The organism is Micrococcus sp., assembly GCF_034179925.1.
Lineage (GTDB): Bacteria > Actinomycetota > Actinomycetes > Actinomycetales > Micrococcaceae > Micrococcus.
Genome location: NZ_JAXFPG010000008.1, coordinates 1 through 26,069 on the forward strand (window position 1 = coordinate 1; position 26,069 = coordinate 26,069).

Below are 26,069 nucleotides of genomic sequence, written 5' to 3' on the forward strand. Positions count from 1 at the left end.
GCGAGTTCGGGCACGCGAAGCTGTCCACGCTCGTGGCGGACCAGCCCTACCTGCAGACCCGCACGGAGGGCCGTTCCATGGAGGTCAGCCTCAAGCAGCGGCGCCGCCGGTGATCTCCCCCTCGGCCGAGCCCGCCGGGTGACCGCAGACCCCTGCGGACGCTGCCGCCTACCGGCTGGCCGGCTGCCCCTCTCCCGCGGACCACTCACCGTGGAGGGCGGCGATCCGGTCCAGCTCCGCATGGAGCACGGCCCGGCAGCGGTGACGAACCTCCTCGTGGGCCTCCTCAGGAGCTTCCTCGGGGGTGCCCGAACCGTGTGCGCGGTGGTGCAGGGCCACAGCGAGGCCGTCGATCATGACGTGCAGGCGCGCCGCCTCGGCCGCCTCGCCAGCCGTCAGCGGACGGCTGCTCTCCGGGGCCGGGCCCAGCGCCCGGACGATGCGCTCGCAGGCCCGGCGGACGCCGTCGCGGTAGCTGTCTCGCACCCGGCGCAGGCGGGGCTCGTGGCGAGCCTCCGTCATCAGGGCCAGGTACACGTCCACCTGGGGGCGGTCCCTCTCCTCCATCAGCAGCATCATCTCGGCGAGGGCGCGGGCGGAACCGGCCGGGTCTGATGGGTCCACCAACGCGGCCGCCCGGGCCACGTTCCGGTGGTACAGCTCCTCGGCGACGGCGATCAACAGGTCCGCCCGGCAGGGGTGGATGTAGCGCAGAGACCCCAGGGCCAGCCCCGCCTCACGGGCCACGTTCCGCAAGCTGACGGCGTCAATGCCCTCCCGCACGAGCAGCCGCACCACCGCCTCGTGGATGAGTCGGCGGCGCACCTGGGGGTCGAAGTCGCCGGCCATGCGCCCCATCGTAGTGAGGAATCGGCTGTGTGACCGGCCGGAGTCGGCGCCGTCTCCGCCCGTTCATCCGCCGGACACCACAGCGACGCCCCGGTGGCCCACAGTGGTCGACATGGCGAACACCCTGGACTTCCTGCGCGGCGTGGACCGCCTCCACGCGTTCTACACAGAGAACGTGCGGATGCTCGCGCACGCCTACGACCTCTCAGATGAAGAGGCCTCCTGCGTGCTCGAGCACACCGGGTTCCACAACGTGGCCGTGGCGATCCTCCGGGCGCCTCGGGTCGACCTCATCGGCTCCGCAGTGGTCCGGCCCGAGGACGAGGCGCACACCACCGACCGGCCGGAGGGTCACCCCGAGGGCCGCTGACCCGGTGCCCCCAGCGTCCGCAGGGCCGCGGCCACGCCCGCAGCGTCCGGAGTCGCCGCCTGTGCGGCCACGGGCACGCCGACGGCCTCCATGGCCCGGCGTGTGGGCGGACCGAGGGCCACACACGGCACCGCCCCCGAGAGCAGCACGTCCGCGGCACCGGTGCCCAGCAGCTCCTCCACCGCGCTGGGGCTGGTGAGCACCAGGGCGGTCCCCGCCGGCTGATCGCCCAGCTCGGCCGGGGTGACCGCCCGCACCCCGGGCGGGTCCTCCGGCAGCAGGCGCCGGGCGGGCTCCCCCGGGTACGCCACGGTGCGGTAGGCCGTCACACGGTCCACCTCCCAGCCGCGCCGGGCCAAGCCAGCACCGAGCGTCTCGGAGGCACGCGCGGACTGCGGCAGCAGCAGCCGCTCCCCCGCCGCCTCCGGCCCCGGCAGACCGGCCAGGATCCCGGCGGCGGAGCGATCCGCCATCGGCACCCATACCTCGGCCCGCAGGCCGACCTCGCGCAACACCCGCACCGTGCCCGGCCCGGTGGCGGCCACCCGCACCCCGGACGGCAGCACCCCCTCCCAACCGACAGCGGCCAGGGCCCGGGCCCCATTCGGGCTGGTCACCACCAGCACGGCATACCCGCCGGATTCGAGCGCGGCGACGGCCCCACGCAGGCGTGCAAGGCCGTCGTCGTCGGGAAGCTCGGTGTCCGTGGCGGGCAGGAAGCTCACCTCGAACGCGGCGCCGTCCGGCCCCGTCATGGCCCGCAGGCCCGCCTCGAGGCCCCCGGCCTGCGCCGGACGACGGGTCAGCAGCACGCGCATCTCAGACGCCGTCGCGCCCGCCGCGCACGGCCCCCGGCAGCAGGTCCGCGCCCTCGGCCAGGAACAGCTCGGCCAGGTGGACGCCGAGGGCCCCGGCGGCCATGTGCAAGGTGTCCTCCACCCACTCGTCCGCGGCGGCCGGGTCCTCGGCGAGGTCGGCGGGCACCGGGTCCAGCTGCACGGAGGAGCTGCGGCGCAGCACCCGCGAACCGTCCAGGGCGGCAACCATCGCGGACATCACGATCCGGGGAGCGGGCGTGCCGTCCTCGGCGGCCCCCTCCTCCACCCGGGCCACGGCCCCGATCGGGGCCGCGCAGCCGGCCTCCAGGCGCAGCAGCAGGGCCCGCTCGGCGGTGACGGCCACATGGGTGTCCCGGTCGTCGAGCAGCTCCAGGCCGGCGCGCAGCCGGTCCGCGGCCGGGGCGTCCATGACCTCCTCGAGCCAGGGCCCCTCGGGCTCGCGCATCTCCACGGCGAGCGCACCCTGGCCGGGGGCCGGGAGCATCACCTCCGGGTCGATCCGCTCAGTGATCACATGCTGCAGGCCCAGACGGTCCAGTCCGGCGCACGCGAGGATCACCGCGTCGAGGTCACCGCGGGGGGCGCCGGCGGCGGCCGGGGCGCCGTCGTCGTGCAGTTCAAGCCCACGCACCCGGGCCAGGCGGGTCTGCACGTTGCCACGGATGTCCACGGTCTCCACGTCGGGGCGCAGCGCCCGCAGCTGGGCCACCCGGCGCGGGGACCCGGTGCCCACCCGGGCCCCGGGCGGCAGGGTCGCCAGGGTCAACCCGTCCCGGGCGCACAGGGCGTCCCGCAGGTCCGCACGCGGGGGCACAGCCACGATCTCCAGGCCCTGCGGCTGGGCGGCGGGCAGATCCTTGAGGGAGTGCACGGCCACGTCCACGCCCCCGGAGAGCACCGCCGAGCGCAGCGCGGAGGCGAACACGCCCGTGCCGCCCAGGGAGGCCAGAGACCCAGTGGTCACGTCCCCCTCGGTGCGGATCACGGTCAGCTCGTGGGCCAGGCCGGTGCGGCGAGTGAACTCCTCGGCCACATGGCCGGTCTGGGTGGTGGCCAGCGCGGAGCCGCGGGTGCCCACGCGCAGCACCGCCTCCGGCGTGCCGGCGGCTCCGGAAGTCGGATCCGCCCCGCTCACGTGCGGCCCTCCCCGTGCTCAGCCAGGCCCCGCACCTCGGCGTCCACGGCTGCGGCGGTGGGGCGCACGGTGCCGTCCCGCATGACCTTCGTGCAGCAGTCCGGGCGGCAGACGTCGTACCAGGCGGGGAAGCAGCCGACGGCGGCACGGCCCTCACGGCGGCCCAGACGCTCCTCCACCACGTCCACCAGCCCGGAGACGAACCGCGGGTCCGTGCCCGGGGTGGGGGTGCGGCGGAACGCCAGGCCCAAGGTCTCGGCGGTCCGCCGTGCCTCGGTGTCGAGGTCCCACACCACCTCCATGTGATCGGACACGAAACCCACGGGCACCACCACGACGCCGGCCACCGCCCGCCCGCGGTCGTCCACGGGGGCGTCCGGGCCGGCGATGGCCTCGAGGACGTCGTTGACGTCCGGCTCCAGCCAGGGCACGTGGGGCGCGCCCGACCGCGACTGGTACACGAGGGACCAGGCGGTCCCGGCGGCCTCGGGCACCCGGTCCAGGATTTCCCGGACCACGTCCAGGTGCTGGGCCGAGTAGACGTCCGCCCCCTCGGCCTCGCCCGGTTCGGCCCCGGCCCGCTCCCGCAGGGCGGCGGCCAGGCCGCGGGGCCCGGCCGCCGCGGCGTCCGCCGTGGGGATGGAGTGGGTGGAGAACAGCACGTGGATCCGTGCGTCCGCGCCCAGCTCCTCGCGCAGGGAGGCCAGGTCTGCGCGCAGCCCCTCGGCGAAGGGCTCCACGAAGCCCGGGTGGTTGAAGTACTGGCGGGTCTTGTCGAGGTCGAGCTCGCCCTCCAGCCCGGTCTCGCGCAGAGCCATGCCCATGTCCTCCCGGTACTGACGGCAGGAGGAGTAGCAGGAGTACGCGCTCGTGGTGACCATGAGGATCCGCCGGTGGCCGTCGTCGTGCGCGCGGCGTAGGGCCTCCGGCAGGTACGGCTTCCAGTTGCGGTTGCCGAAGTACACCGGCAGCTCGATCCCCCGGGCGGCCATCTCAGCCTTGAGGGCCGCGATCAGCGCCCGGTTCTGGGCGTTGATCGGGCTGACGCCGCCGTTGGCCCGGTAGTGGGTGGCGACCTCCTCGAGACGCTCGTCCGGGATGCCCCGGCCGCGCGTCACGTTGCGCAGGAACGGGATCACGTCCTCCTGGCCCTCCGGGCCGCCGAAGGATGCGAGGACGACCGCGTCGTACTCCTTGGGCTCCATCCTGCCCAGGGCGTCGTAGTCGACGCCGGCCGCCGCCCGCTCCGGGGCGTGGGACGGGCGCTCGACCTCCTCGGGCACGGGATGGACGGTCACGTGCGCGGTCTGTCCGTTCATCAGGCCAGCACCTCCGGGACCTCGGCGGTCGTGATCCGGCGGCCCGTGTAGAAGGGGACCTCCTCGCGCACGTGCATGCGGGTCTCGTTGTCCCGCAGGTGGCGCATCATGTCCACGAGGTCCGTGAGCTGGGGGGACTCCAGGCCCAGCAGCCACTCCCAGTCGTTGAGGCCGAACGCGCTGGTGGTGTTGGCCCACACCTGGGGGAAGTCCTGGCCGAGCTTGCCGTGCTCGCGCAGCATGCGCGCACGCTCCTTCGGGTCCAGCAGGTACCAGTCGTAGGAGCGGACGAACGGGTAGAAGCACAGCCAGGCCAGGGGCTTGCGGCCCATCGCGAAGGCCGGCACGTGCTCCTTGTTGAACTCCGCCATGCGGTCCGCTCCCATCGCGGAGAGCACCACGGTGGTGCCCTGCAGCAGGCGGGTGCGGCGCATCCGGCGGATCGCGGCCTGCAGGTCCTCCGGCACCTGGCCGTACATCCAGACCATCACGTCGCCGGCGTCGCGCATGCCGGAGACGTCGTAGAGGCCGCGCACGGTCACGCCCTGCTCGCCGAGCTCGGCGATGAGCGTGTCCAGCTCGGCCACGGCCTGCTCACGGCCGGCCTCGTCCAGGCCCAGCCAGTCCGGCCGGCCCTGCGGGCGGGCGAACACCGTGTAGGTGGTGAACCAGTTCTTCCCGGCCAGGTCCTGCGTGCCGCCGTTCACCGTGGTCGTCTCGTTGCTCATCGTGATCGTCTCCTCCTGGGTGGTGGTGTTTCGGTTTGCGGTGCCAGGCCCCGTGAGGGGGTAGGTGCGAGACTGCGGGCCCCGGCCGGGAGCCGGTGCGGGGCTGCGGGGCCCCTCACGGGGCCGGGGCGAACGTGCGTTCGACACCCGCGACGACGGCCACCAGGCCGGTGCCGTGGATCCACGCGCCGACGAGGTCCAGCCCGGGCACGTCCGCGGCCCACGCGATGAGCGCGTCCGTGGCCTCCCGGTCGGGGCCGGTCTGCGGCGGGATGGGCCGGCGCCAGCGGGTGACCGCGGTGGCGAGCACGTCCTCGGAGGGCAGGGGCACCCCGGTGAGGGCGGCGGCGTCGTGCAGAGCCGCGGAGAGGATCTGCTCGTCCGTGGAGCGGTGCCCGAGGTCCTGGTCCCCGGCACCGGTGCGCCCGTAGGACAAGCGCAGCACGTGACGGTGGGGGTGGCGGGGCACGCCGTCGGCGTCCGGACGCTCCACGACCTCCCGCAGCCACGCCCACTTGGCGGTCGCGTGGGTCATCGCCTTCGCGTGGATCGGCGCGCCCTGCTCGTCCACCGCGCCGGGGGCCACCAGCACGCCGGTGCCGCGGGGGGCGTCGTCGAGCCCGGGGGCCTCCACCACCAGGGTGGCCAGGGCGATGCCCTCCGTCAGGCGGGGGCCGGCCTCCGGGTCCAGGGCGCCGTGCGAGAGCGGGGCCAGCAGGGACCACGCCTCGGGCCCGTCCACGGCCAGGACCACACGGTCCACCTCGAGGCCGCGCACGACCTCCTCGTCCCGGTCGGAGATCTGCGCCCACCAGCCGCCGGTGGCGCCCACCCGGGACAGCGCCGCCACCTGCACGCCGCGCAGCACGGTGACGCCGTCCTCGCGGAGGGTCTCCACGAGCCGGCCGGTCAGGCGGGAGATGCCGCCATCGATCCCGGCCACGGCCGCCCCCGGGGTGCCCGAGCCGCGCAGGGCGGCCACACCGGCGGCGAGGGAGCCGTGCTCGACGGCGGCGGCGAGCAGTCCGGGGGCCACCCTCTCGATCTCCACGGCGGACGGGTCCGCCGAGTGCACCCCGGAGACCACCGGGGCCACGAGCCGGTCGAGGACCTCCTGGCCCATGCGGTCGGCGACCAGCTCGGCCACCGTCACCCGGGCACCGTGCGCGAGCGCCTCGGCCCAGCGGGTCATCGGGGCGGTCGCGTCCAGGCGGGCCCGGAACAGTCCGTCCGCGGTGAGCGCGCGCGCCAGGTCGCAGGCATCGAGGTCGCCGGGGATGCCGACCATCCCGAGCCGGGGCGAGGGGGCGGGCCCGTGGGGGCCGTGCAGCCAGGAGCCCAGCGGCTCCGGGGAGACCACGCGGTCGCCCAGGCCCACCTCCTCCACGAGGGCGCGGACGGCGGCCCCGCGCACGGCGAACGACTCGGCGCCGCCGTCGAGCTCGAGGGTCTGCACGGTGGCGCCACCGGACTCGGACCGTGTGGGGACCTCGAGGAAGCGGGCCGAGAGGGTGCCGCCGAGCATCGAGGTGGCCTCGGCCAGCGAGACCTCCCAGCCCTGGGCGCGCAGGCGGCGGGCCGCCAGCAGTCCCGCGATGCCCCCTCCGACGACGAGTGCGGCGCGGCTCATGCGGCACCCCCTTCCCGGGTGGGGACGGAGTGGACGAGCTCCACCACCCGGGTGAGCACGTCGGGGTCGGTCTGGGGCGGCACGCCGTGGGCGAGGTTCACCACGTGGCCGGGTGCGGCGTCGCCGGAGGCGAGCACCTCGCGCACATGCGCCTCGAGGACCTCCCAGGGGGCGCCGAGCAGGGCCGGGTCGATGTTGCCCTGCACGGGCACGGCCCCGCGGCCGTCCTCACCGGGGGCGGCGGCCAGGCGGCGCACCGCCTCGGCCAGGGTGATGCGGTGGTCCACGCCCACGGCGTCCGCACCGGCGTCACGCATCAGCGGGAGGAACTCGCCCGTGCCGGTGCCGAAGTGCAGCAGCGGGGCACCGCCGGGCACGGCCGGGCCGGCGAGGTCGGCCACATGGGCGAACGTGGCGGCCGAGTGCGGCTGCACATGCTCGAGGTAGTCGGCGGCCGAGAGCGAGCCGGCCCAGGAGTCGAACAGCTGGGCGGCGGAGGCGCCGGCCTCGATCTGCGCACGCAGGAACTGGCCGGACACGCGCGCCGCCCAGCCGGCCAGGGCGGCCCAGGTGGCCGGGTCGGCATGCATCAGGCGGCGCGGGCCGAAGTGGTCCCGGGAGGGCCGCCCCTCCACCATGTACGCGGCCAGCGTGAAGGGGGCCCCGGCGAAGCCGATCAGCGGGGTGGTGCCCAGCTCAGCCACGGTGGCGGCCACGGCCTCGCGGATCACGTCGAGGGCGCCGTCCTCGAGCTCGGGCAGGGCGGCGACGTCGGCGGCGGTGCACACCGGGGCGCCGAGCACCGGGCCCACACCGGGCTGGATCTCCACGTCCACCCCGGCCAGGCGCAGGGGCACCACGATGTCCGAGAAGAAGATGGCGGCGTCGACGTCGTGACGGCGCACCGGCTGCAGGGTGATCTCGGTGACCAGGTCCGGGCGTAGGCAGGACTCGAGCATGCCGATGCCCTCGCGCACCCGGCGGTACTCCGGCAGGGAGCGGCCGGCCTGCCGCATGAACCACACCGGGCGGCGGGAGGGCCGCTGCCCTCGCAGGGCGCGCAGGAGCGGGCTGTCGACCGTGGACCGGCCCGCCTCCCTCGTGCGCAGGGGGTGGTCCTCCGGCAGGGCGGACGGGGCCTCGGGGGGCAGGTTCGCTGCGGACATGGGCCCCATTCTCCCATCCCCGCCCCACCCCACCGTCCCCATGTGACGTGCGGGCGAGCCCGGTGTGGCCCAGCTCCCAGGCCCGGCACCCGGGCCCGGTGCGGCCCGGACCGGATCGGGCGTCCGGCCACCCCTGCCCCCGCACGCACCCCCGGGTAGGATGGTCCGCGCTGTGACTGTCTTCTCCCTGGTGGCCTCGCACCACGATCTGAGCCTCGACGCCGTCGCCCGCCTGAGCGCGGGCGCCTCGGGCGTCGGCTCCGCCCTGCCCTCCGAGGCCGCCGGCGCCGTCGTACTCGCCACCTGCAACCGGGTGGAGATCTACGCCGAGGCCGCCGAGGGGCAGGTGGCGCAGGCCCGCCAGGCCCTCACCGCCGCTGTGGCCGCCGCCGCCGGGCTGCCCGGCGCCGAGGTGGCCGACGCCTTCCGCATCCTGGACGCCGAGACCACCGCCCGCCACCTCTTCGAGGTCGGTGCCGGGCTGGACTCCGCGGTGGTGGGCGAGCGCGAGATCGCCGGCCAGGTGCGCCGGGCCCTCGTGGAGGCCCGCGAGCGCGGCACCGCCACCGGGGCTCTCGTGCGCCTGTTCGAGTCGGCCAGCCGCACAGCCAAGGACGTCGGAGCCCGCACCGCGCTGGGCGCGACCGGCCGGTCCGTGGTGTCCGTGGCCCTGGATCTCGCCGAGGAGCTGCGCGGCCTGGTGACGACGGCCGAGCGCCGGCGCTTCTGGGCGGGGGCGAGCGTGCTGCTGATCGGCACCGGCTCCTATGCGGGCACCACCCTGGCCCAGCTGTCCGACCGCGGCGCCGGCACCGTGGGCGTGCACTCGGCGTCCGGCCGTGCCGCCCGGTTCGTGGCCGACCGCGGCGGCTGGGCGCTGCCCCTGGACGGCACGGACGTGGAGGGTGCGGTGGCCGAGGCCGACGTGATCATCGGCTGCTCCGGCGGCGAGCGGCAGGTGGGCCCGCAGGCCCTGGCCGTCCTGCGCTCCGGCACGGACCGCCCCGTGACCCTCGTGGATCTGGCCCTGTCCCGGGACTTCGACCCGGCCGTGGCGGACGTGCCCGGTGTGGACCTGCTCACCCTCGAGTCGGTGCGCCTGGCTGCGCCGGACCAGGCGCGTGCCGCCGTCGTCGAGGCCCGCCGCCTGGTGGACGCCGCCGTGGCGGACTACGCCGAGGCCCAGCGCGGGCGCAGCGCGGACGAGGCCGTCAAGGCCCTGCGGCGTCACACCCTGCGGACCCTGGACCGGGAGATGGAGCGTGTGCGCGCCCGCCACGGCTGCACGGCCGCCGCGGACGAGGTGCAGTTCGCCCTGCGCCGCATGGTCAACCAGTTCCTGCACGCCCCGAGCGTGCGGGCCCGCGAACTCGCCGCCGAGGGCCGGCTCGAGGAGTACGAGCGCGCCCTCGAGGTGCTGTTCGACATCACCGTCCCCCAGACCGCCCCCGCGCCGGCCTCCGCCTGCCCCGTCCGCCCGGACGAGGACGACGCCCCGACATCGAGGACAGCCTGAACCCATGACCGCCGACCGCCCCGCCGCGGGCACCCGTCTGCCGCGTGCCGAACGACGCCTCCAGCTGCTGAGCGTCGCCCGGACTGTCTTCTCCGCAGAGGGGTACTCCCGCGCTGCGATGGACGCGATCGCCGAGGCTGCGCTCGTCTCCAAGCCCGTGCTGTACCAGCACTTCCCCGGCAAGCACGAGCTGTTCCTCGAGCTGATGGACACCGAAGTCCAGGATCTGCTCGACCGCATGCAGGCCGCCCTGGCCGGCCCCGAGGACAACCAGACCCGCGTGTCCGTGACCGTCCAGGCGGTGTTCGACTACATGGACTCCCCGGACCGGCGCCACCGCATCCTCTTCGATTCCGGTGCCGAGCTCGACGCCGAGGTGGTCGAGCGCCTGGAGTCCGTGATGGGCACGCTCACGCGGATGATCACCCCGATGGTGCAGGAGCGCACCCCCTACGACCTCCCCACCGCCGAGCTGATCGCCCGCGGCACCGTGGCCCAGGTGTTCGGCTCGGCCCACCACTGGGCGGACCAACGGGACCTGCCCACACGGCCGTCAGCAGCCGAAGCCGCCGCCGTGGTGAGCCTGAGCCTGTGGCACGGGCTGGACGGTCTGCCGGAGCCCGAGTCGGAGCCCACCGCCGGCCGCTGACCCGGCCCCGGCGCCGGTGGCCCGGACCCGTCCGCTCCCCCGCGCGCGGCCCGCCTCCGGGGCACGGCGCACGCCCCGCTCCCCTGCGCGTTACGCCACCGGGAGAACGGGCCCGCGCGTCCCCTGCCAGGTCCGGACGGTCCCGTAGGCTGACCGCTGACCGCAGACCCCCGCACGAGAGGAACGTGAGGACCATGGAGATCCGCATCGGAGTGCAGCACGTCGGCCGCGAGGTCGTCCTGGAGAGCGAGCAGAGCGCCGAGGAGGTCCGCTCCCTGGTGGATGCCGCCCTCACCGGCGGCTCCGTGCTGACGCTCACGGACGCCAAGGGCCGCCAGGTCGTCGTCCCCGCCGACCGCATCGGCTTCGTGGAGATCGGCGCCAAGAAGGCCGCCCCCCTGGGCTTCGCCGCCTCCTGACCGGCTCCCCGGGAGCGCACCGTGCCCCACCACGCCCTCGACGTCCGCAGCCGGGACGACGCCGCCCTGGCTGAGCGGCTGACCCGGCTGCGGGACGAGCTCGAGCTGCCCGGCCGCTTCCCGGAGGAGGTCCTCCGGGAGGCCGAGAGGGCCGCGCAGCGGGTCCCGGCGGCCGTGGCCTCAGGCCCGGCGTGGGCGGACCGCACGGACGTGCCGTTCGTGACCGTGGACCCGGCCGGATCCACGGACCTGGACCAGGCCCTGCACCTGGAACAGGGCCCGGGCGAGAGGCGGATCACGGTGCGCTACGCCATCGCCGACGTGCCCGCGTTCGTGGCCCCCGAGGGCGCCGTGGACGCCGAGGCCCGCCGCCGCGGCCAGACCGTCTACCTGCCCGACGGGCGCGTGCCCCTTCACCCGCCCGTGCTCAGCGAGGACGCCGCCTCCCTGCTGCCCGGCGTCGACCGGCCCGCCTTCGTGTGGACCTTCCTGCTCGACGCCGACGGCACCGTCCTGGAGACCGGGCTCGAGCGGGCCAGAGTGCGCTCGCGGCGGCAGCTGTCCTACCCGGAGGTCCAGGCCTTCCTGGACGACCCGCAGAGCCCGGCCGCGGCCGACTGGCCCGAGCCCGTGCGCGCCTGCCTGGCGCTGCTGCCGGAGGTGGGCCGGCGTCGTGCCGCGCAGGAGGCAGCCCGCGGCGGGGCGTCCCTGACGATGCCGGACCAGGAAGTCCACGTGGAGGACGGCCGGTACCGGATTGTCCACCGGGTGCCGCTGCCGGCCGAGGACCACAACGCCCAGCTGTCCCTGATGACCGGCATGGCGGCCGCGGCCGTGATGCTCGAGGCCGGTGTGGGCGTGCTGCGCACCATGCCCGCCCCGGACGAGGAGGCCGTGGCCGCCTTCCGTGCCCGCACCCACGCGCTCGGACTGCCCTGGGAGGAGGGCGTGGACTACGGCACGTACCTGCGCGGTGTGGACCCGTCCGACCCGCGCGGCCTGGCCGTGATGCACGCGGCCACCTCCCTGTTCCGCGGCGCCGGCTACACCGTGTTCGACACCGCCTCCGAGGACGAGGCGCTGCGCACCCCGCCCGAGGACCCCCGACAGGCGGCCCTCGCGGCCCCCTACACCCATGCCACCGCCCCGCTGCGCCGCCTCGTGGACCGCTTCGTCCTGGCCCTGTGCCACGCCGTCGTGACCGGCGCCGAGGTGCCCGGCTGGGTGCGCTCGGCCCTGCCCGAGCTGCCGGCACTCATGGCGGACTCCGGGCGCCGTGCCTCGGCCGCAGACAGCGCAGCCACCGACCTCGTGGAGGCGGCGGCGCTCGCGGACAGGGTGGGCGAGGTGCTCGAGGGCACGGTGGTGCGGGCCCGGGAGAACGCCGTGGAGGTCCAGGTGGCCGATCCCGCGGTGGCACTCACCGTGCCGGGCCGGGCCGAGGCCGGGGCCGTGGTGCGGGTCCGGGTGGACGCGGTGGATGTCGCCTCCGGGTCCGTCACCGTCTCCGGGGTAGACTGGCCGCACAGCATCCGCTGACCCCTGGGTTGACCGGTCGCATCTGACTCACCCATGCACCGCCGCCGCGAACGGCGCGGTGCCCGACCTGCCGGATCCGGCACGGGCCGCCCCCTCGGCGCGGCCCAGCCCGGTTCCACCGGGGCTCGCGCACACAGCGCCACCCCCGTGCACCCCCCGCGATCGGCTCCCCACCACCGCGTGCGCGGCACGGCCCGGACGGGCCCCTCCGCCGCGGCGCCCGACAGGAACGGCGAGCCGCCATGACCGAGACCCCCTCCCACGAGACCACCCCCCGCGAGCCGGACGACGCCGCCACCGCGAGCGCCGACGTCGCCGCCGCTGCCGCTGCCGCGACCGAGCAGGCCGTGCCGGCCGCACCCGAGCAGACCTTCGCCGACTTCGGCGTCCAGGAGCCGATCGTCCGCGCCCTCGCGGACAAGGGCATCGTGCACCCCTTCCCCATCCAGGCCATGACGCTGCCGGTGGCCCTGGGTGGCCACGACATCATCGGCCAGGCCAAGACCGGCACGGGCAAGACCCTCGGATTCGGCATCCCCGCCCTGCAGCGTGCGGTGGCACCGGGCGAGCCCGGCTGGGAGAAGCGTGAGAAGGCCGGCACCGACGGCGCCCCGCAGGCCCTGATCGTGGCCCCCACCCGTGAGCTGGCCGTGCAGGTGGCCGGCGACCTCACCGCCGCGGCCCGCCACCGCCCCGTGCGCATCGCCACCATCTACGGCGGACGCGCCTACGAGCCGCAGATCGAGGAGCTGCAGCGCGGCGTGGAGATCGTGGTGGGCACCCCCGGCCGCCTGATCGACCTCATGCGCCAGGGCCACCTGCGCCTGGACGCCGTGGGCACCGTGGTGCTCGACGAGGCCGACGAGATGCTGGACCTCGGCTTCCTCCCGGACGTGGAGACCCTGCTGGGCGCCGTGCCGGCCGTGCGCCAGACCATGCTGTTCTCCGCGACGATGCCCGGCCCCGTGGTGGCCATGGCCCGCCGCTACATGACACACCCCACGCACATCCGTGCATCGGACCCGGAGGACGAGGGCCTGACCAAGAAGGACATCCGCCAGCTCGTCTACCGCGCCCACCACATGGACAAGGACGAGCTGGTCGCCCGGGCTCTGCAGGGCGAGGGCCGCGGCCGGACCATCATCTTCACCCGCACCAAGCGCACCGCCGCCCGGGTGGCGGACGAGCTGGCCTCGCGCGGCTTCGCGGCCGGCGCCCTGCACGGCGACCTCGGCCAGGGCGCCCGTGAGCAGGCGCTGCGGGCGTTCCGCAACGGCAAGGTGGACATCCTCGTGGCCACGGATGTGGCCGCTCGCGGCATCGACGTGGACGACGTCACCCACGTGATCAACTTCCAGGCCCCCGAGGACGAGAAGACCTACGTGCACCGGGTGGGCCGCACGGGCCGTGCCGGCAACACGGGTGTGGCCGTGACCCTCGTGGACTGGGAGGACATGCCGCGCTGGTCGCTGATCGACAAGGCCCTGGGCCTCGGCCAGCCCGAGCCGCAGGAGACGTATTCCTCCTCACCGCACCTGTTCGCGGACCTCGGCATCCCGAAGGGCACCAAGGGTCGTCTGCCCCAGGACAAGCGCACCCTCGCCGGCCTGGACGGGGAGGTCCTCGAGGACCTCGGCGGCCCCTCCTCCAGGGAGCGCTCCGGCCGTGGCGGTCGGTCCTCCGGGCGCGGTGACCGTGAGGGTTCCCGCGGCGGGCGCCGTGGTGGCCGCGGCGAGCGGGCGGCGGAGCGTGGGGAGCGGCGCGAGCGTTCCGAGCGGACGGAGCGCCCCGAGCGCCAGGACGAGGGCGCCGAGACGACGCGCGGCGAGGGCCGACGTCGTCGGGTGCGCTCGGCGCGCGGGGAGGAGACCCGCGGTGAGCGTTCCGAGCGCACTGAGCGCCCGGACCGTGAGGAGCGCGGTGACTGTGCCGAGCGTTCTGAGCGCACTGGGCGTTCCGAGCGCGGCCAGTCAGCGGAGCGGGGTGAGGGCCGCGGCTCCGGCCGGTCCGAGGGCGGGCGCCGCTCCTCGGAGGCGCAGCGTTCTTCCGGCCGGGAGACCGCCGTGCAGGCGCCCGCCGGCGAGGAGGGCACGCGCCGCCGTCGCACCCGACGCCGTCGCAGCGGTGAGGCCTCGGCCGCTCAGGACTGAGCCCCACGCCCTCCGGGGCGCATGACGATCCGCTGCGAGAACGACCCTTCAGAACCTCCGAACAAGGCTGAGAAGGGTCATTCTCGCAGCGGATCTTCGTGTTGGGACAGCCTCCCGGCCTGGCGGCGTCTCCGCACCGGGCTCAGCCGCGGACGACCTCCGAGCCGGTCCCCTGGCGCTCGATCTCGGCGAGCACCTCTGCGCCGGTGGTGAACTCCCCCAGCCGGTTGGGCTTGCCGGTGCCGTGATAGTCGGAGGAACCGGTGACGAACAGGCCGTGGCGGGCGGCGAACGCACGCAGCCACACCCGCTCCTGCTCGGGGTTGTCCCGGTGGTCGGCCTCGAGCCCGGCCAGGCCCGCCTCCACCATCGCCTCCATCACGTCCTCCCCCACCACGCGGCCGCGCATGCGGGCCCTAGGGTGCGCGAACACGGGCACACCGCCGGCGGCGCGCACCAGGCGCACCGCCTCCACCGGGTCTGCGGCGTAGTGGGGCACGTAGTACTTGGAGCGCCCGGTGAGGATCGTCTGGAACGCGGCGGAGCGGTCCGGCACCACACCCAGGCTCACGAGGGCGTCGGCCAGGTGGGGTCGGCCGATGGTGGCCCCCTCGGCCGCGTGCTCCTGCACCAGCTCCCAGGTGAGGGGGAAGTCCTCGGCCAGGCGCTCGGCCATCTCCTGGGCGCGGGTGAGCCGGGCCGCGCGGGCCGCGGTGAGCTCGGCGAGCAGGGCGGGCTCGTGCGGGTCGTGCAGGTAGCTGAGCAGGTGCACGCTGGTGCCGTCCGAGTCCATGCACGTCATCTCCATGCCCGGGACGAACAGCAGCCCCTCCTCGCGGGCGGCCTGCGCGGCGGGCTCCCAGCCCACGGTGGTGTCGTGGTCCGTGAGCGCGATCCCGTCCAGGCCGGCACGGGCGGCCGCCCGGACGACGTCGGCGGGGGCGTCCGTGCCGTCCGACTCGGTGGAGTGCGTGTGGAGGTCGAGACGAACGGCGCGCATGGCTCCTAGCGTACGACGGGCCCTGCCCGCGCCCGAGGTGAGAGCATGGCGGCATGAGCGACGCAGCAGAGCACACCTCCACCCCCCTGCCCGGCACCACCCCCGAGGCCGGTGCGGACGCCGTGACCACCCCGGCCCCGCAGCCGCTGGCTGAGCGGGTCGAGAACCGTGCCCAGCGCCCCTCCTCGGATGCGTTCCGGGCGTTCATGGCCTCGGACTGGGCGCCGGCCTCGGACGAGCTGCCCGGCCCGGACGCCTCCGCCCCGCACGCGGCCCGGCGTCGTGCCGCCGTGTCCGCCCGCTTCCCGGGCGAGCGGATCGTGGTGCCGGCCGGCCGCCTGAAGGTCCGCTCCAACGACACCGACTACCGGTTCCGCGCGCATTCGGCGTTCGCGCACCTGACCGGCCTGGGTGTGGACCACGAGCCGGACGCGGTGCTCGTGCTCGAGCCGGTGGACCCCGGCACCGGGGACGACGGCTCCGGCCACACCGCCACCCTGTACTTCCGTCCGTTGGCGGGCCGGGACAGCGAGCAGTTCTACGCGGATCCGCGCTCGGGTGAGTTCTGGATCGGCCCGCGCCCGACCCTGGCGCAGCTGCGGGCCCGCACGGGGCTGCGCACCGCGGGCCTGGACGAGCTCGAGGCGGCGGTGACCAAGGACCTCGCCGCCACCGCCGTGCGCCTGCTGCAGGGCTCGGATCAGGACATCGACCTCGCCGTGGCCGCGGCCCGTCAGGAGGCCGGGGTGGATGCGGAGGCCGCGCAGGCCGCGGACACCGAGCTGACCGAGCACCTCTCCGAGCTGCGCCTGGTGAAGGACTCCTGGGAGATCGAGCGGATGCGGGCCTCGGTGGCCTCCACGATCGCCGGCTTCGAGGACGTCGTGCGGGCGCTGCCCCGCGCCGTCGGGCACGAGCGCGGCGAACGGGTGGTGGAGGGGGCGTTCTTCGCCCGGGCCCGGCTCGAGGGCAATGACCTCGGCTATGACACGATCGCCGCCTCCGGCAACAACGCCACGATCCTGCACTGGATCACGAACACGGGCGCGGTGCGTCCCGGGGAGCTGCTCCTGCTGGACGCCGGGGTGGAGGACGAGTCCCTCTACACTGCGGACCTCACCCGCACCCTGCCGGTCTCGGGCCGGTTCTCGCCGGTGCAGCGCCGCGTGTACCAGGCGGTGCTCGACGCCGCGGACGCCGCGTTCGCGATCGTGCGCCCGGGCATCCGCTTCCGGGACGTCCATGCCGAGGCCATGCGGGTGTTGGTGGACCGGCTCAGCGCGTGGGGGCTGCTGCCGGTGAGCGCCGAGCAGGCCCTCGCCGAGGACGGCCAGCACCACCGCCGGTGGATGCCGCACGGCACCTCCCACCACCTGGGCTTGGACGTGCACGACTGCGCGCAGGCCAAGCGGGAGCTCTACCTGGACGGTGTGCTGGAGCCGGGCATGGTGTTCACCATCGAGCCGGGCCTGTACTTCAAGGCCGAGGACCTCGCGGTGCCGGAGGAGTACCGGGGCATCGGGGTGCGCATCGAGGATGACATCCTCGTCACCGAGGACGGTGCGGAGAACCTCTCCGCGGCCCTGCCCCGCATCCCGGAGGACGTCGAGGCCTGGATGGCGCGTCTGCAGGCCTGAGCCGACGACGACGCCGGCCAGCTGGCTGCGCGGGCGCCAGCAGGGGTGCGGGCCCTCATCGGGCGTCGGGGTCGGGGCGGCGGGCATCCTGCGGGCCGGGGGTGCCGGCAGGGCGGCCGCCGCGGGCCTCGATGAGGCGCTGGACCTCCTCGGGCGGCAGCGTCACCCCGTAGGAGCGGTCCAGTCCGACTGGGGTCTGTGTCCCGGAGGCGTCGGCCTCGGGTGCCGTGTGCTCCCCGGCCGCCGCCGGCGCGGCGTGGGAGCCGCCGGAGGGCGCGCCGGAACCGGCCGGCGCGGAGCCGGGCTCCTGCGCGGGGGCGGGGGTCGGCGTCGGGGCGGGGGCAGGCGTCGGGGCGGGGGCGGCAGCGCGGGCCGTGAGGCCGAGCTCCTGGCGGGCCCGGGCGGCGTGTTCGAAGGCGACCACGAGGTCGAACGCGGCGGGCACCACGGACTGAGTGGAGGCGAACCCGTGGCGGCCCCGGCTCATGGCGAAGCCGATCACCCCCAGCAGCACCCACACGGCCAAGCCGAGCAGCGCGGAGGTGAGCACCTGCGCCAGGCCGGCCTCCGGGTTCAGCAGGTACAGGAACAGGCCGATGAGACCACCGATCAGCAGGCCCCGCACGGCCGCGCCCACCGCCACCTGGGCGTAGTCCAGGCGACCGCGCACCCGCTCGACCACCCGCAGGTCCTTGCCGACGATCGACACCGCCGTCACCGGGAAGTCGGTTGTGGCCAGGCGGTCCACCTGCTCCCGTGCGGCGGCGTAGGTGCCGTAGGTGGCCAACAGCTCCCCACGGGGCAGGCCGGGGGCCGTGGAACCGGACGGGGACGAGGACATCATGAAGGACATGCGCCCATTCTGCCCGGTGGGGCCGGGCTGCGGGGCGGTGTCCGCCGCAGGCCGACACGCCCGGTCCACCTCGACGCACTAGGCTGGTGCGGTGAACTCCCCCAAGGTCTTCGTCGCCCGTCTGCTGGGCCTGGACGTCTTCGATCCGCTCGGCGACCGTCTGGGCCGCCTGCGTGACGTCGTCGTGCTCGACCGTGGCCCCGCCGCGCAGCCCGCGGCCACGGGCCTGGTGATCGAGGTGCCCGGCAAGAAGCGCGTGTTCGTCCCGATGACCCGCGTCACCTCCATGGACTCCGGGCAGATCATCACCACCGGTCTGATCAACCTGCGCCGGTTCTCCCGCCGCGGTGCCGAGCAGACCGTGGCCGGGGACCTGTTCGACCGCCGGGTCCGCTTCGTGGACGGCTCCGGGGAGGCCGTGATCGAGGACATCGGCCTCGAACGTCAGCGCAACGGCGACTGGCTCGTCTCCGAGCTCTACGTGTGCCGGGCCACCGGCGGCCGTTCAGCGTTCCGCCGCCCCCGCGGCGAGCACCTGCTGGTGGACTGGGATGAGGTCCGCTGGAGTGCCCGGGCCGAGCCGCAGGGTGCCACGAGCTTCGTGGCCGCCCACGAGGATCTCAAGGCCGCGGACCTGGCGGACATGCTCCACGACATGTCCGAGAAACGTCGGGTGGAGGTCGCCAACGAGCTGCAGGACGAACGCCTCGCGGACGTCATGCAGGAGCTCCCGGACGACGACCAGGTGCAGATCCTCTCCCAGCTGGACGACGAGCGCGCCGCGGACGTGCTGGAGGAGATGGACCCGGACGACGCCGCCGACCTCCTCAACGAGCTGCCCGAGGTCCGCAAGGAGCAGCTGCTCGGGCTCATGGAGCCCGACGACGCCGACGACGTCCGCCGCCTGCTCGAGTACGAGGAGGACACAGTCGGCTCCGTGATGACGACCGTCCCCGTGGTGCTGCCCCCGGAGGCCACCGTGGCCGAGGCGATGGCGACCATCCGCCAGCAGGAGATCTCCCCCGCGCTGGCCTCGCTCGTGATCGTGGCGCGCCCGCCCCTGGAGACCCCGACCGGCCGCTACCTCGGCGTGGTCCACTTCCAGCGGCTGCTGCGCTACCCGCCGCCCGAGGCGATCGGCAACATCATGGACAAGGACCTCGAGCCGGTCACGGACATGGACTCCGTGGTCCACGTGACCCGTGAGCTGGCCACCTACAACCTCACCTGCATCCCCGTGGTCAACGCCCAGCAGCGGGTGGTGGGCGCGGTGAGCGTGGACGACGTCCTGGACCACATCCTGCCGGAGGACTGGCGGGCGATGGACCCCGAGGACCACCCCGCCACCCCCGTCTGAGGGGCCCGGCCCCACCACCCCCCTGCGACCACACCGACCAGACGCCGCTAAGGAGCGAGCATGCCGCCGACCTCGAGGGACCCCCGCGAGACCCGGGCCACCGGCCTGGACACGCCGCTGAGTGCCCGCCGCCGCCGCATCCCCCGGCTCAGCCCCAACCCGGATGCGTTCGGCGAGGCCACCGAGGGCATCGCCCGGTTCATGGGCACCCCCCAGTTCCTGGTGTGGATGACCCTGTTCTGCGCGGGCTGGCTGGGCTGGAACACCTGGGGCCCGGAGCACCTGCGCTTCGACTCCGCGGACCTGGGCTTCACCGCGCTGACCCTGATGCTCTCCCTGCAGGCCTCCTACGCCGCACCCCTGCTGCTGCTGGCCCAGAACCGCCAGGACGACCGCGACAAGGTGGCCCTGCGTGAGGACCGGGACCGGGCCGAGCGGAACCTCGCGGACACGGAGTTCCTCACCCGGGAGATCTCCGGGCTGCGCCTGGTGCTGCAGGACGTCGCCACACGCGACTTCGTGCGCGGCGAGCTGCGCGGGGTGAATGAGGACATCCTCTCCCAGCTGCGCGAGGTGATCCGTGAGGAGGTCCGTGCCGAGATGCTCGCCGCCAGTGCTTCCAGCGCTGGCGGTGCTACTGGTGCTGAGGCCTCCGGCAGTGGTAGCAGCGCCGGCGGCAAGAAGGCCCGGAAGAAGCGGGCCGAGGGGCAGGACGGGCAGGCGGACCGATGAGTTCGCCCCTGCCTCGCCCGGCGGTGTCCACGGACCTGGAGGGGGCCGTGCTGGCCGCCCTGGACGGCGTCCTGGACCCGGAGATCCGCCGCCCGCTGACCGAGCTGGGCATGGTGCGCTCCGTCGTCGAGCACGCCCCCGGGCAGGTCACCGTGACCGTGCTGCTGACCATCGCCGGCTGTCCGATGCGCGGCACCATCGAGGACGAGGTCCGCTCCGCCCTGGCCGCCGTGCCGGGGCTGGACTCCGTGACCGTGTGCCTGGAGGTCATGACGCCGGCCGAGCGGGTCGCGCTGCAGGAGTCCCTGCGCGCGGCCCGGCCCGCCAACCCCTTCGGCCCGGGCACGCTGACCCGGGTGCTGGCCGTGGCCTCCGGCAAGGGCGGGGTGGGCAAGTCCTCCGTCACGGCGAACCTGGCTCTCGCCCTGGCCGGGCGCGGCCTGTCCGTGGGGCTGATCGACGCCGACGTGCACGGCTACTCGATCCCGGGGCTGCTCGGGGTCACCACCGCCCCCACCCGCCTGGAGGAGCTGATCCTTCCGCCGGTGGCCGGCGGGGTGAAGGTGATCTCGATCGGTATGTTCCTGGACACGGACCGTCCGGTGGCCTGGCGAGGGCCGATGCTGCACCGGGCCCTGGAGCAGTTCGTCACGGACGTGCACTGGGGCGACCTCGATGTGCTGCTCGTGGACCTGCCCCCGGGCACCGGGGACATCGCGATCTCCGCCGCCCAGCTGCTGCCGTCCTCGGAGCTCGTGGTGGTGACCACCCCGCAGCATGCGGCCGCGCAGGTGGCCGCCCGTGCCGGGCAGCTGGCCGCCCAGACTGGGCAGACGGTGGCCGGCGTCGTGGAGAACATGGGGCCGATGGCCCTGCCGGACGGCACCGTGCTGGACGTGTTCGGCACCGGAGGCGGGGCCGAGGTGGCCCAGCGGCTCACCGAGGCCCTCGGCACGGAGGTGCCGCTGTTGGGCACGGTGCCCCTGGACCCGGCCCTGCGCCGCGGCGGGGACGCCGGGACGCCCGTGGTGGTCTCCGCTCCCGAGTCCCCGGCGGCCCAGGCGCTGCAGGAGGTCGCCGTGCGCCTGGCCGTGCACCCACGCGGCCTCGCCGGGCGGCCGCTGCCCGTCCGCCCGCGCTGAGACGCAGGCCGGCAGTACTGAGGCGCAGCCCGGCAGCGCCGAGGCGGGGGCGGTCAGGGAGGGCTCGGCCTCAGGTGGCGTCCTCGTCGAAGGGGGCGGGGGCCAGGCCCAAAAGGTCCAGGGGGTTCGGTTCGGTGTCCAGGGCCGGGGCGGGGGCCGTCTCGGCCAGCACTTCCTCGGCACGGCCCGAGCTCATCAGGGCGGCGGCGGCGCCGCCGGCCAGGACGGCCGCAGGGGCGACGCCGGCCGGGGCGCCTGCCGTGGCGGGGGCGCCGGCAGCGGAGGGGGCGCCGACCGGAGCCGGGGCGGCAGCGGGAGCAGCAGCCGTGGCCGTCGCCGTCGAGGGGGCGGCGTCCGCCGCGGCGGCCGGGGCCGCCGTGCTGCCGGTGCCACGCGGGCTGCGGAAGAGGGTGCGCGGATCCATGTCCGCGATGTCCTGACGGGTCAGCCCGCCGTGCATGTCCTCGGCGCTGACCCCGGTGAGCTCCTGGGCGCGGGAGGTCGGTGTGCCGCCGGCCGGCTCGCGCAGGGCCTCACGGATGATCCGGCGGGGGTCGTATTGGCGCGGGTCGTACTTGCGCCAGTCCACCTCGTCGAAGTCCGTGCCGGTCTCCTCCTTGAACTGCGTCTTGGCGTCCTCGGCCATGTCGCGCATCTTGCGCAGCCACTCCGTGAGCATCCGCGTGTACTCGGGGAGCTTGTCCGGTCCGAGCACGACGAGGGCCATCACGATCAGGATGATCAGCTCGGAGCCGTTGATACCTAGCACAGGGGGAACTCTACTAGAGGCTCAGCGGCCGACCGCGCTGTCTGACGGCAGCCCGGCGTCGTCGTCATCGCCGCCGACGATCCGCTCCAGGCCGCGCTCGAGGCGGTCGGCGGGCCGGTCGCCGCCGCTGACCTCCAGCAGGCCCGACCGCTCGGCCACCACCACCTGGGTCAGCAGGGCCTCGAGTTCGGCCCGGGGCAGGGTGGCCTCCACCCGGTAGGCGGCCGATCCGGTGGTCAGCGAGGCGGCCCAGCCGCCGTCGGAGCGGTCCGCCACGCGGTACGGGACGCCCCCGGGCAGGCGGTGGGCACCGCCGGCCACGGCCAGGCCCGGGCAGTCCTCGGCGAGCTGCTGCCCGCCCCGGCACTCCGTGACCACCGCGCTGGTCCGCCCCTGGCGCCAGGTGACGGACACCTCCACACTCTCGCCCCGCCGGGAGGAGGCCACCTCCACCGGGTGCAGGCCCGCGGCCAGCAGGGAGGGCACCGCCCAGCCCTGCGCACGCAGGCGACGGACGACGTCGTCGGCCTCGGTGGCGGTGGCGCCGTCGCCCACCAGCGTGAGCGCGGCCCCCGGGGCGGGGAGGGCGGCGGCGGTGCCGGCTCCGCGGGGCCCGCCCAGGATCCACAGGACGGTCAGCAGGACGCCGCAGAGCACCACGGTCCCCAGCCCCGCCACGACCATCCGACCGGGAACGCCGCGGGCGGCCATGCGCGGGGAGGTCACCGGCAGGGAGTCCACGGAGCGGGCGGCCTCGAGGACCCGTGCGCGCTCCCGGGCCAGGCCCCGGCAGTCCGCGCAGGTGTCCAGGTGCGCGCTCACATGACGGCGGGCGCGGCCGGACAGGGCGCCCTCCAGGTAGGCGTCGAGCCATCGCTGGCAGTGCCGTGTGGGCATGCTCCCTCGCCTTCCGCGGGTCCGGCTGCGTGGTCGTCCTCCATCATGGCCAGTCAGGCTGGGAGGAGGCTGGGCCGCAGGCCGGAGTTCTTCCGTACACTGAGGCGCGCCCACCCGTCGCCGTCCCCGTCCGGAGAGCCCCATGAGCGCCCTGCACCCCCAGCCCACTGAGAAGCACGCCTCCTGGGCTTGGGCGGAGACGCGCGCCACCGAGGACGACGTGATGCTCCGGGCCCGCGAGCGCTCCGCGGAGCTGGGCCTCACCCCGGCCAGCGAGGGCACGGCCGCGCTGCTGGCGGTGCTGGCGGCCACCCGGGCCCCCTCGGCGGTGGTGGAGATCGGCACCGGGGCCGGCGTCTCCGGGCTGGCGCTGCTGCGCGGGCTGCCCGAGCGCACCGTGCTGACCACCGTGGACCCGGACGCCGATGCCCAGCGTGCGGCCCGGGAGGCGTTCTCCGAGGCCGGCCTGCCGGGCCCGCGGGTGCGCATGATCTCCGGCCGCTCCCGGCTGGTGCTCCCCCGCCTCACCACGGGTGCCTACGAGATGGTCGTGGTGGACGGCGACCCGGCCGCCCGCACCTTCGACGTCGAACAGGCCGGGCGCATGCTCGCCCCCGGCGGGCTGCTCGTGGTGCTGGACGCGCTCGACGGCGATCGCGTGCCCCGGGCGGCCCTGCGCGAGCCCTCGACGGTGTCCGCCCGCATGGTGGAGCGGGCGATCCGGGAGGACGACGCCTGGCTCTCGGCCGTGGTGCCCACCGGCACCGGGGTGCTGCTGGCCGTGCGTCGCTGACCGGCCGGCGTCGGGACGGCATGGGGACGGCGCCCGGCAGCGCACGAGGGGAGCGTCCCCGGACACACACGACCCCGCGCACCGTGCGGTGCGCGGGGCCGTGGGGAGGTGTCGTGGGGTGTCAGCCCTGGGTGACGCCCTCGAGGCACTCCTTGAGCTCCTTGGCCTCGTCGGCGTTGATCTCCAGCACGAGACGGCCTCCGCCGTCGATCGGGACACGCATGATCAGGCTGCGGCCCTCCTTGGTCACTTCCATGGGACCGTCCCCGGTGCGGGGCTTCATGGCGGCCATTGCGACTTCCCTTCTGATGGAGTTCCCGGCGGGACGAGGCACGCGCTGAGCGCGCCGACGTCCCCTGTCGGTCCGCGCGCCACCGGCGGCCGCGTGACCGTTCACACAGCCATTATCGCGGATCGCGCGGAGGCTCGCCAACCGACGGCGTTCCGGGGGCCGAGGCCTCCGGGGCGGGGCGCTCCGCCTCGAGTTCGGCGATCCGCCGCTCGGCACGGTCCAGGGCGTCGCGCAGACCCACCAGCACGGCGTCCACCTGGTCCCGCTGATACCCGGGCACGGCGGTGGCCAGGCGCAGCCGGTCCACGTCCGCGGCCACGGGTTCGGCGGGCAGCAGCACCGGGTGCACGGGCGTCTGCCCGGCGGGGGCACCGGGGCGCAGGCTCACCCGGCCCAGGGCGAGGACGACGAGCGCCACCACCGCCACGGCCAGCACCGCGAGCATCACGATCCACTGCGGGGCGTTCACGCCGCCGCCTCCGCGGTCGCGAGGATGTGGGCCACGGCCTCCTCGGCGGTGTCCACCACCGCCAGCAGGTCCACGTCCCCGGGGGAGACCATGCCGCGGGCCTCGAGGGTGCCGCGCAGCCATTCCACGAGCGGGCCCCAGAACTCGCGGCCCACGAGCACCACGGGGAAGCGGGTCACGGTGCCGGTCTGCACCAGGGTGAGGGCCTCGAAGAGCTCGTCCAGGGTGCCGAAGCCGCCCGGCAGCACCACGAAGCCCTGGGCATAGCGCAGGAACATCACCTTGCGGGCGAAGAAATAGCGGAAGTCCACGCCGATGCCCACATACGGGTTCAGGCCCGCCTCGAAGGGCAGCTCGATGCCCAGCCCCACGGAGACCCCGCCGGCCTCGTGCGCGCCACGGTTCGCGGCCTCCATCGCCCCAGGCCCGCCGCCGGTGATGACGGCGTACCCGGCCTCCACGAGGCGACGGCCCAGGTCCACCCCCAGGGCGTACTCGGCGGTGCCCTCCCCCGTGCGCGCGGACCCGAACACGGACACGGCCGGGCCGAGGTCCGCGAGGGTGCCGAAGCCCTCCACGAACTCGGCCTGAATCCGCAGCACCCGCCAGGCGTCCGTCGTCGTGCCGGTGGCGGTGACGGGGCGCGGGCCGGTGGGCGGGGTCTCCAGCAGGAGCTGGTCGAAGGTCGGGGCCTGGGCGGCGTCTCCGCGGAGCACCTGGCCGCCGCGGTGCACGCGGGCGCGGTCGGTGGGGGCGGGAGGCGTCGGCGGGGCCGGGGCGCGCGGCTCGGTGGGCATGCTCCCAGCCTAGTCACGCTTCGCCTACGCTGTTCTCCGCACCGGCGGGCGCCCCGCCCTGGCCGGCCCGCTCCCCTCCTCCCCCCGCCAGGAGACCCGATGTCCCGCACCCGTCTCGCCTCCGTCGCAGCCGTCGCCGCCGCGGCCGTGCTCTCCCTGGGCGCCTGCACACCCGCCCCGAGCCAGGACGCCGGCCAGAGCCCGTCCGGCTCCTCCTCGGCCGCGGAGCCGACCGGCGACGGGCAGGGGCTGCGCATCGGCATCAAGGTGGACCAGCCGGGCCTGGGGTACCAGGACGGGCACGGCCGCGCTTCCGGGTTCGACGTGGACGTCGCCCGCTACGTGGCCGAGCGCCTGGGCGTGCCCGAGGACCGGATCGAGTGGGTCCCGGTGCGCTCGGCGGACCGGGAGCAGGCCCTCGAGGACGGCCGCGTGGACATGGTGGTGGCCACCTACTCGATCACCGAGGAGCGTCAGCGGCACGTGGACTTCGCCGGCCCCTACCTCGTGGCTGGCCAGGACCTGCTAGTGCGCGCGGACGAGACCGAGATCACCGGGCCCGACTCCCTGGACGGGCGGAACCTGTGCACCGTGACCGGCTCCACCTCCGCCCAGCAGGTCAAGGAGCGCTTCGCCGCCGACGTGCAGCTGGTCGAGCAGGGCAGCTACCCCGAGTGCGTCTCCGCCCTCGAATCCGGCAGGGTCGACGCCGTCACCACCGACGACATCATCCTCGCCGGGCTCGCCGCCACCGAGGCCAACCGCGGCCGCTTCACCCTGGTGGGCCGCCCCTTCACCACCGAGCGCTACGGGATCGGCCTGCCACGGGGCTCCCAGCGCTGCGAGGCGGTCGAGGCCGCCCTGCAGGAGATGAAGAACTCCGGCCAGTGGGCCCGGGCCCTGGAGGCCAACACCGCCGGTACCGGCTACACGCACAGCCCGGCCCGTACTGAGGGCGCCGCCGCCGCGTTCGAGCCCTGCAGCTGAGCGCCGTGGCGCAGGGTGCCCGGCGGGTCTGCACC

The 26,069-nt window shown here is 75.2% G+C and carries 26 protein-coding genes; 12 read left to right on the forward strand and 14 right to left on the reverse strand.

Features of this window, described 5'->3' with window-relative positions; genetic code table 11:
* Positions 1–168: 168 nt before the first annotated feature.
* Positions 169–849 (reverse strand): TetR/AcrR family transcriptional regulator, encoded by a 681-nt coding sequence (locus SPI96_RS01525; RefSeq protein ID WP_321080604.1) that lies wholly within the window; start codon positions 847–849, stop codon positions 169–171.
* Positions 850–961: 112 nt separating this feature from the next.
* Here SPI96_RS01525 and SPI96_RS01530 point away from each other — a divergent pair, with 112 nt between their 5' ends.
* A complete protein-coding gene (locus tag SPI96_RS01530; protein ID WP_321080605.1) occupies positions 962–1,219 on the forward strand; it encodes a hypothetical protein in 258 nt (85 codons plus the stop codon).
* On the opposite strand, the gene SPI96_RS01535 is transcribed toward SPI96_RS01530, so the two are convergent.
* From SPI96_RS01535 to hemE, 6 genes are all read right to left on the reverse strand, one after another.
* Entirely contained in the window at positions 1,201–2,037 is an 837-nt protein-coding gene (locus tag SPI96_RS01535; RefSeq protein ID WP_321080606.1) for a uroporphyrinogen-III synthase, read from the reverse strand. The two genes, SPI96_RS01530 and SPI96_RS01535, sit on opposite strands and share 19 nt — an antisense overlap.
* 1 nt (position 2,038) lies before the next feature.
* Positions 2,039–3,193 (reverse strand): hydroxymethylbilane synthase, encoded by a 1,155-nt coding sequence (gene hemC, locus SPI96_RS01540; protein ID WP_321080607.1) that lies wholly within the window; start codon positions 3,191–3,193, stop codon positions 2,039–2,041.
* Complete coding sequence (locus SPI96_RS01545; RefSeq protein ID WP_321080649.1) at positions 3,190–4,398, reverse strand: ferrochelatase; 1,209 nt, start codon at positions 4,396–4,398, stop codon at positions 3,190–3,192. The genes hemC and SPI96_RS01545 overlap by 4 nt, the downstream gene beginning before the upstream one ends.
* A 113-nt stretch (positions 4,399–4,511) precedes the next feature.
* A complete protein-coding gene (gene hemQ, locus SPI96_RS01550; RefSeq protein ID WP_321080608.1) occupies positions 4,512–5,240 on the reverse strand; it encodes a hydrogen peroxide-dependent heme synthase in 729 nt (242 codons plus the stop codon).
* Between the two features lie 115 nt (positions 5,241–5,355).
* Complete coding sequence (locus SPI96_RS01555) at positions 5,356–6,870, reverse strand: protoporphyrinogen/coproporphyrinogen oxidase (protein ID WP_321080609.1); 1,515 nt, start codon at positions 6,868–6,870, stop codon at positions 5,356–5,358.
* The gene (hemE, locus tag SPI96_RS01560; RefSeq protein ID WP_414601886.1) at positions 6,867–8,045 is read right to left on the reverse strand and encodes a uroporphyrinogen decarboxylase; all 1,179 of its coding nucleotides are present in this window, start codon (positions 8,043–8,045) and stop codon (positions 6,867–6,869) included. The genes SPI96_RS01555 and hemE overlap by 4 nt, the downstream gene beginning before the upstream one ends.
* 163 nt (positions 8,046–8,208) lie before the next feature.
* On the opposite strand from hemE, the gene SPI96_RS01565 reads away from it, so the two are divergent.
* From SPI96_RS01565 to SPI96_RS01585, 5 genes are all read left to right on the forward strand, one after another.
* Complete coding sequence (locus tag SPI96_RS01565; protein ID WP_321080611.1) at positions 8,209–9,552, forward strand: glutamyl-tRNA reductase; 1,344 nt, start codon at positions 8,209–8,211, stop codon at positions 9,550–9,552.
* A 4-nt stretch (positions 9,553–9,556) separates the two neighbouring features.
* Entirely contained in the window at positions 9,557–10,201 is a 645-nt protein-coding gene (locus tag SPI96_RS01570) for a TetR/AcrR family transcriptional regulator (protein ID WP_321080612.1), read from the forward strand.
* Between the two features lie 194 nt (positions 10,202–10,395).
* Positions 10,396–10,620, forward strand: a complete 225-nt coding sequence (locus tag SPI96_RS01575; RefSeq protein ID WP_321080613.1) for a DUF3107 domain-containing protein — start codon at positions 10,396–10,398, stop codon at positions 10,618–10,620.
* Between the two features lie 21 nt (positions 10,621–10,641).
* Positions 10,642–12,159: a ribonuclease catalytic domain-containing protein gene (locus SPI96_RS01580; RefSeq protein ID WP_321080614.1), complete on the forward strand. Its 1,518-nt coding sequence runs from the start codon at positions 10,642–10,644 to the stop codon at positions 12,157–12,159.
* A gap of 242 nt (positions 12,160–12,401) precedes the next feature.
* A complete protein-coding gene (locus SPI96_RS01585; RefSeq protein ID WP_321080615.1) occupies positions 12,402–14,309 on the forward strand; it encodes a DEAD/DEAH box helicase in 1,908 nt (635 codons plus the stop codon).
* A gap of 142 nt (positions 14,310–14,451) precedes the next feature.
* Here SPI96_RS01585 and SPI96_RS01590 read toward each other — a convergent pair whose 3' ends face one another.
* Entirely contained in the window at positions 14,452–15,309 is an 858-nt protein-coding gene (locus SPI96_RS01590) for a PHP domain-containing protein (protein ID WP_321080616.1), read from the reverse strand.
* A gap of 53 nt (positions 15,310–15,362) precedes the next feature.
* On the opposite strand from SPI96_RS01590, the gene SPI96_RS01595 reads away from it, so the two are divergent.
* On the forward strand, positions 15,363–16,946 hold the full coding sequence (locus tag SPI96_RS01595) for an aminopeptidase P family protein (RefSeq protein WP_321080617.1): 1,584 nt from the start codon (positions 15,363–15,365) through the stop codon (positions 16,944–16,946).
* Positions 16,947–17,001: 55 nt separating this feature from the next.
* On the opposite strand, the gene SPI96_RS01600 is transcribed toward SPI96_RS01595, so the two are convergent.
* Positions 17,002–17,799, reverse strand: a complete 798-nt coding sequence (locus SPI96_RS01600; RefSeq protein ID WP_321080618.1) for a general stress protein — start codon at positions 17,797–17,799, stop codon at positions 17,002–17,004.
* A 91-nt stretch (positions 17,800–17,890) separates the two neighbouring features.
* Here SPI96_RS01600 and SPI96_RS01605 point away from each other — a divergent pair, with 91 nt between their 5' ends.
* The 3 genes from SPI96_RS01605 to SPI96_RS01615 are packed head-to-tail and all read left to right on the forward strand — an operon-like array spanning position 17,891 to position 21,030.
* Positions 17,891–19,156 carry a magnesium transporter MgtE N-terminal domain-containing protein gene (locus SPI96_RS01605; RefSeq protein ID WP_321080619.1) on the forward strand — a complete coding sequence of 422 codons (1,266 nt, stop codon included), beginning with the start codon at positions 17,891–17,893 and terminating at the stop codon, positions 19,154–19,156.
* A gap of 60 nt (positions 19,157–19,216) precedes the next feature.
* Positions 19,217–19,888: a DUF1003 domain-containing protein gene (locus SPI96_RS01610; RefSeq protein ID WP_321080620.1), complete on the forward strand. Its 672-nt coding sequence runs from the start codon at positions 19,217–19,219 to the stop codon at positions 19,886–19,888.
* The gene (locus SPI96_RS01615) at positions 19,885–21,030 is read left to right on the forward strand and encodes an Mrp/NBP35 family ATP-binding protein (RefSeq protein ID WP_321080621.1); all 1,146 of its coding nucleotides are present in this window, start codon (positions 19,885–19,887) and stop codon (positions 21,028–21,030) included. Before SPI96_RS01610 ends, SPI96_RS01615 begins: the two co-directional genes overlap by 4 nt.
* Before the next feature lie 70 nt (positions 21,031–21,100).
* Here the strand turns inward: SPI96_RS01615 and SPI96_RS01620 are convergent, their stop codons facing one another.
* Complete coding sequence (locus tag SPI96_RS01620; RefSeq protein WP_321080622.1) at positions 21,101–21,799, reverse strand: twin-arginine translocase TatA/TatE family subunit; 699 nt, start codon at positions 21,797–21,799, stop codon at positions 21,101–21,103.
* A 21-nt stretch (positions 21,800–21,820) separates the two neighbouring features.
* Positions 21,821–22,696 carry a zf-HC2 domain-containing protein gene (locus tag SPI96_RS01625; protein WP_321080623.1) on the reverse strand — a complete coding sequence of 292 codons (876 nt, stop codon included), beginning with the start codon at positions 22,694–22,696 and terminating at the stop codon, positions 21,821–21,823.
* A 142-nt stretch (positions 22,697–22,838) separates the two neighbouring features.
* Here SPI96_RS01625 and SPI96_RS01630 point away from each other — a divergent pair, with 142 nt between their 5' ends.
* Positions 22,839–23,489 (forward strand): O-methyltransferase, encoded by a 651-nt coding sequence (locus SPI96_RS01630; protein ID WP_321080624.1) that lies wholly within the window; start codon positions 22,839–22,841, stop codon positions 23,487–23,489.
* 121 nt (positions 23,490–23,610) lie between these two features.
* Here the strand turns inward: SPI96_RS01630 and SPI96_RS01635 are convergent, their stop codons facing one another.
* From SPI96_RS01635 to SPI96_RS01645, 3 genes are all read right to left on the reverse strand, one after another.
* The gene (locus SPI96_RS01635; protein WP_321080625.1) at positions 23,611–23,781 is read right to left on the reverse strand and encodes a DUF3117 domain-containing protein; all 171 of its coding nucleotides are present in this window, start codon (positions 23,779–23,781) and stop codon (positions 23,611–23,613) included.
* Positions 23,782–23,893: 112 nt separating this feature from the next.
* A complete protein-coding gene (locus SPI96_RS01640; protein ID WP_321080626.1) occupies positions 23,894–24,250 on the reverse strand; it encodes a cell division protein DivIVA in 357 nt (118 codons plus the stop codon).
* Positions 24,247–25,047 carry a TIGR00730 family Rossman fold protein gene (locus SPI96_RS01645; protein WP_321080627.1) on the reverse strand — a complete coding sequence of 267 codons (801 nt, stop codon included), beginning with the start codon at positions 25,045–25,047 and terminating at the stop codon, positions 24,247–24,249. The genes SPI96_RS01640 and SPI96_RS01645 overlap by 4 nt, the downstream gene beginning before the upstream one ends.
* Positions 25,048–25,146: 99 nt before the next feature.
* Between SPI96_RS01645 and SPI96_RS01650 the strand changes: the two genes are divergently transcribed.
* A complete protein-coding gene (locus SPI96_RS01650; protein WP_321080628.1) occupies positions 25,147–26,034 on the forward strand; it encodes a glutamate ABC transporter substrate-binding protein in 888 nt (295 codons plus the stop codon).
* Positions 26,035–26,069: the final 35 nt, after the last annotated feature.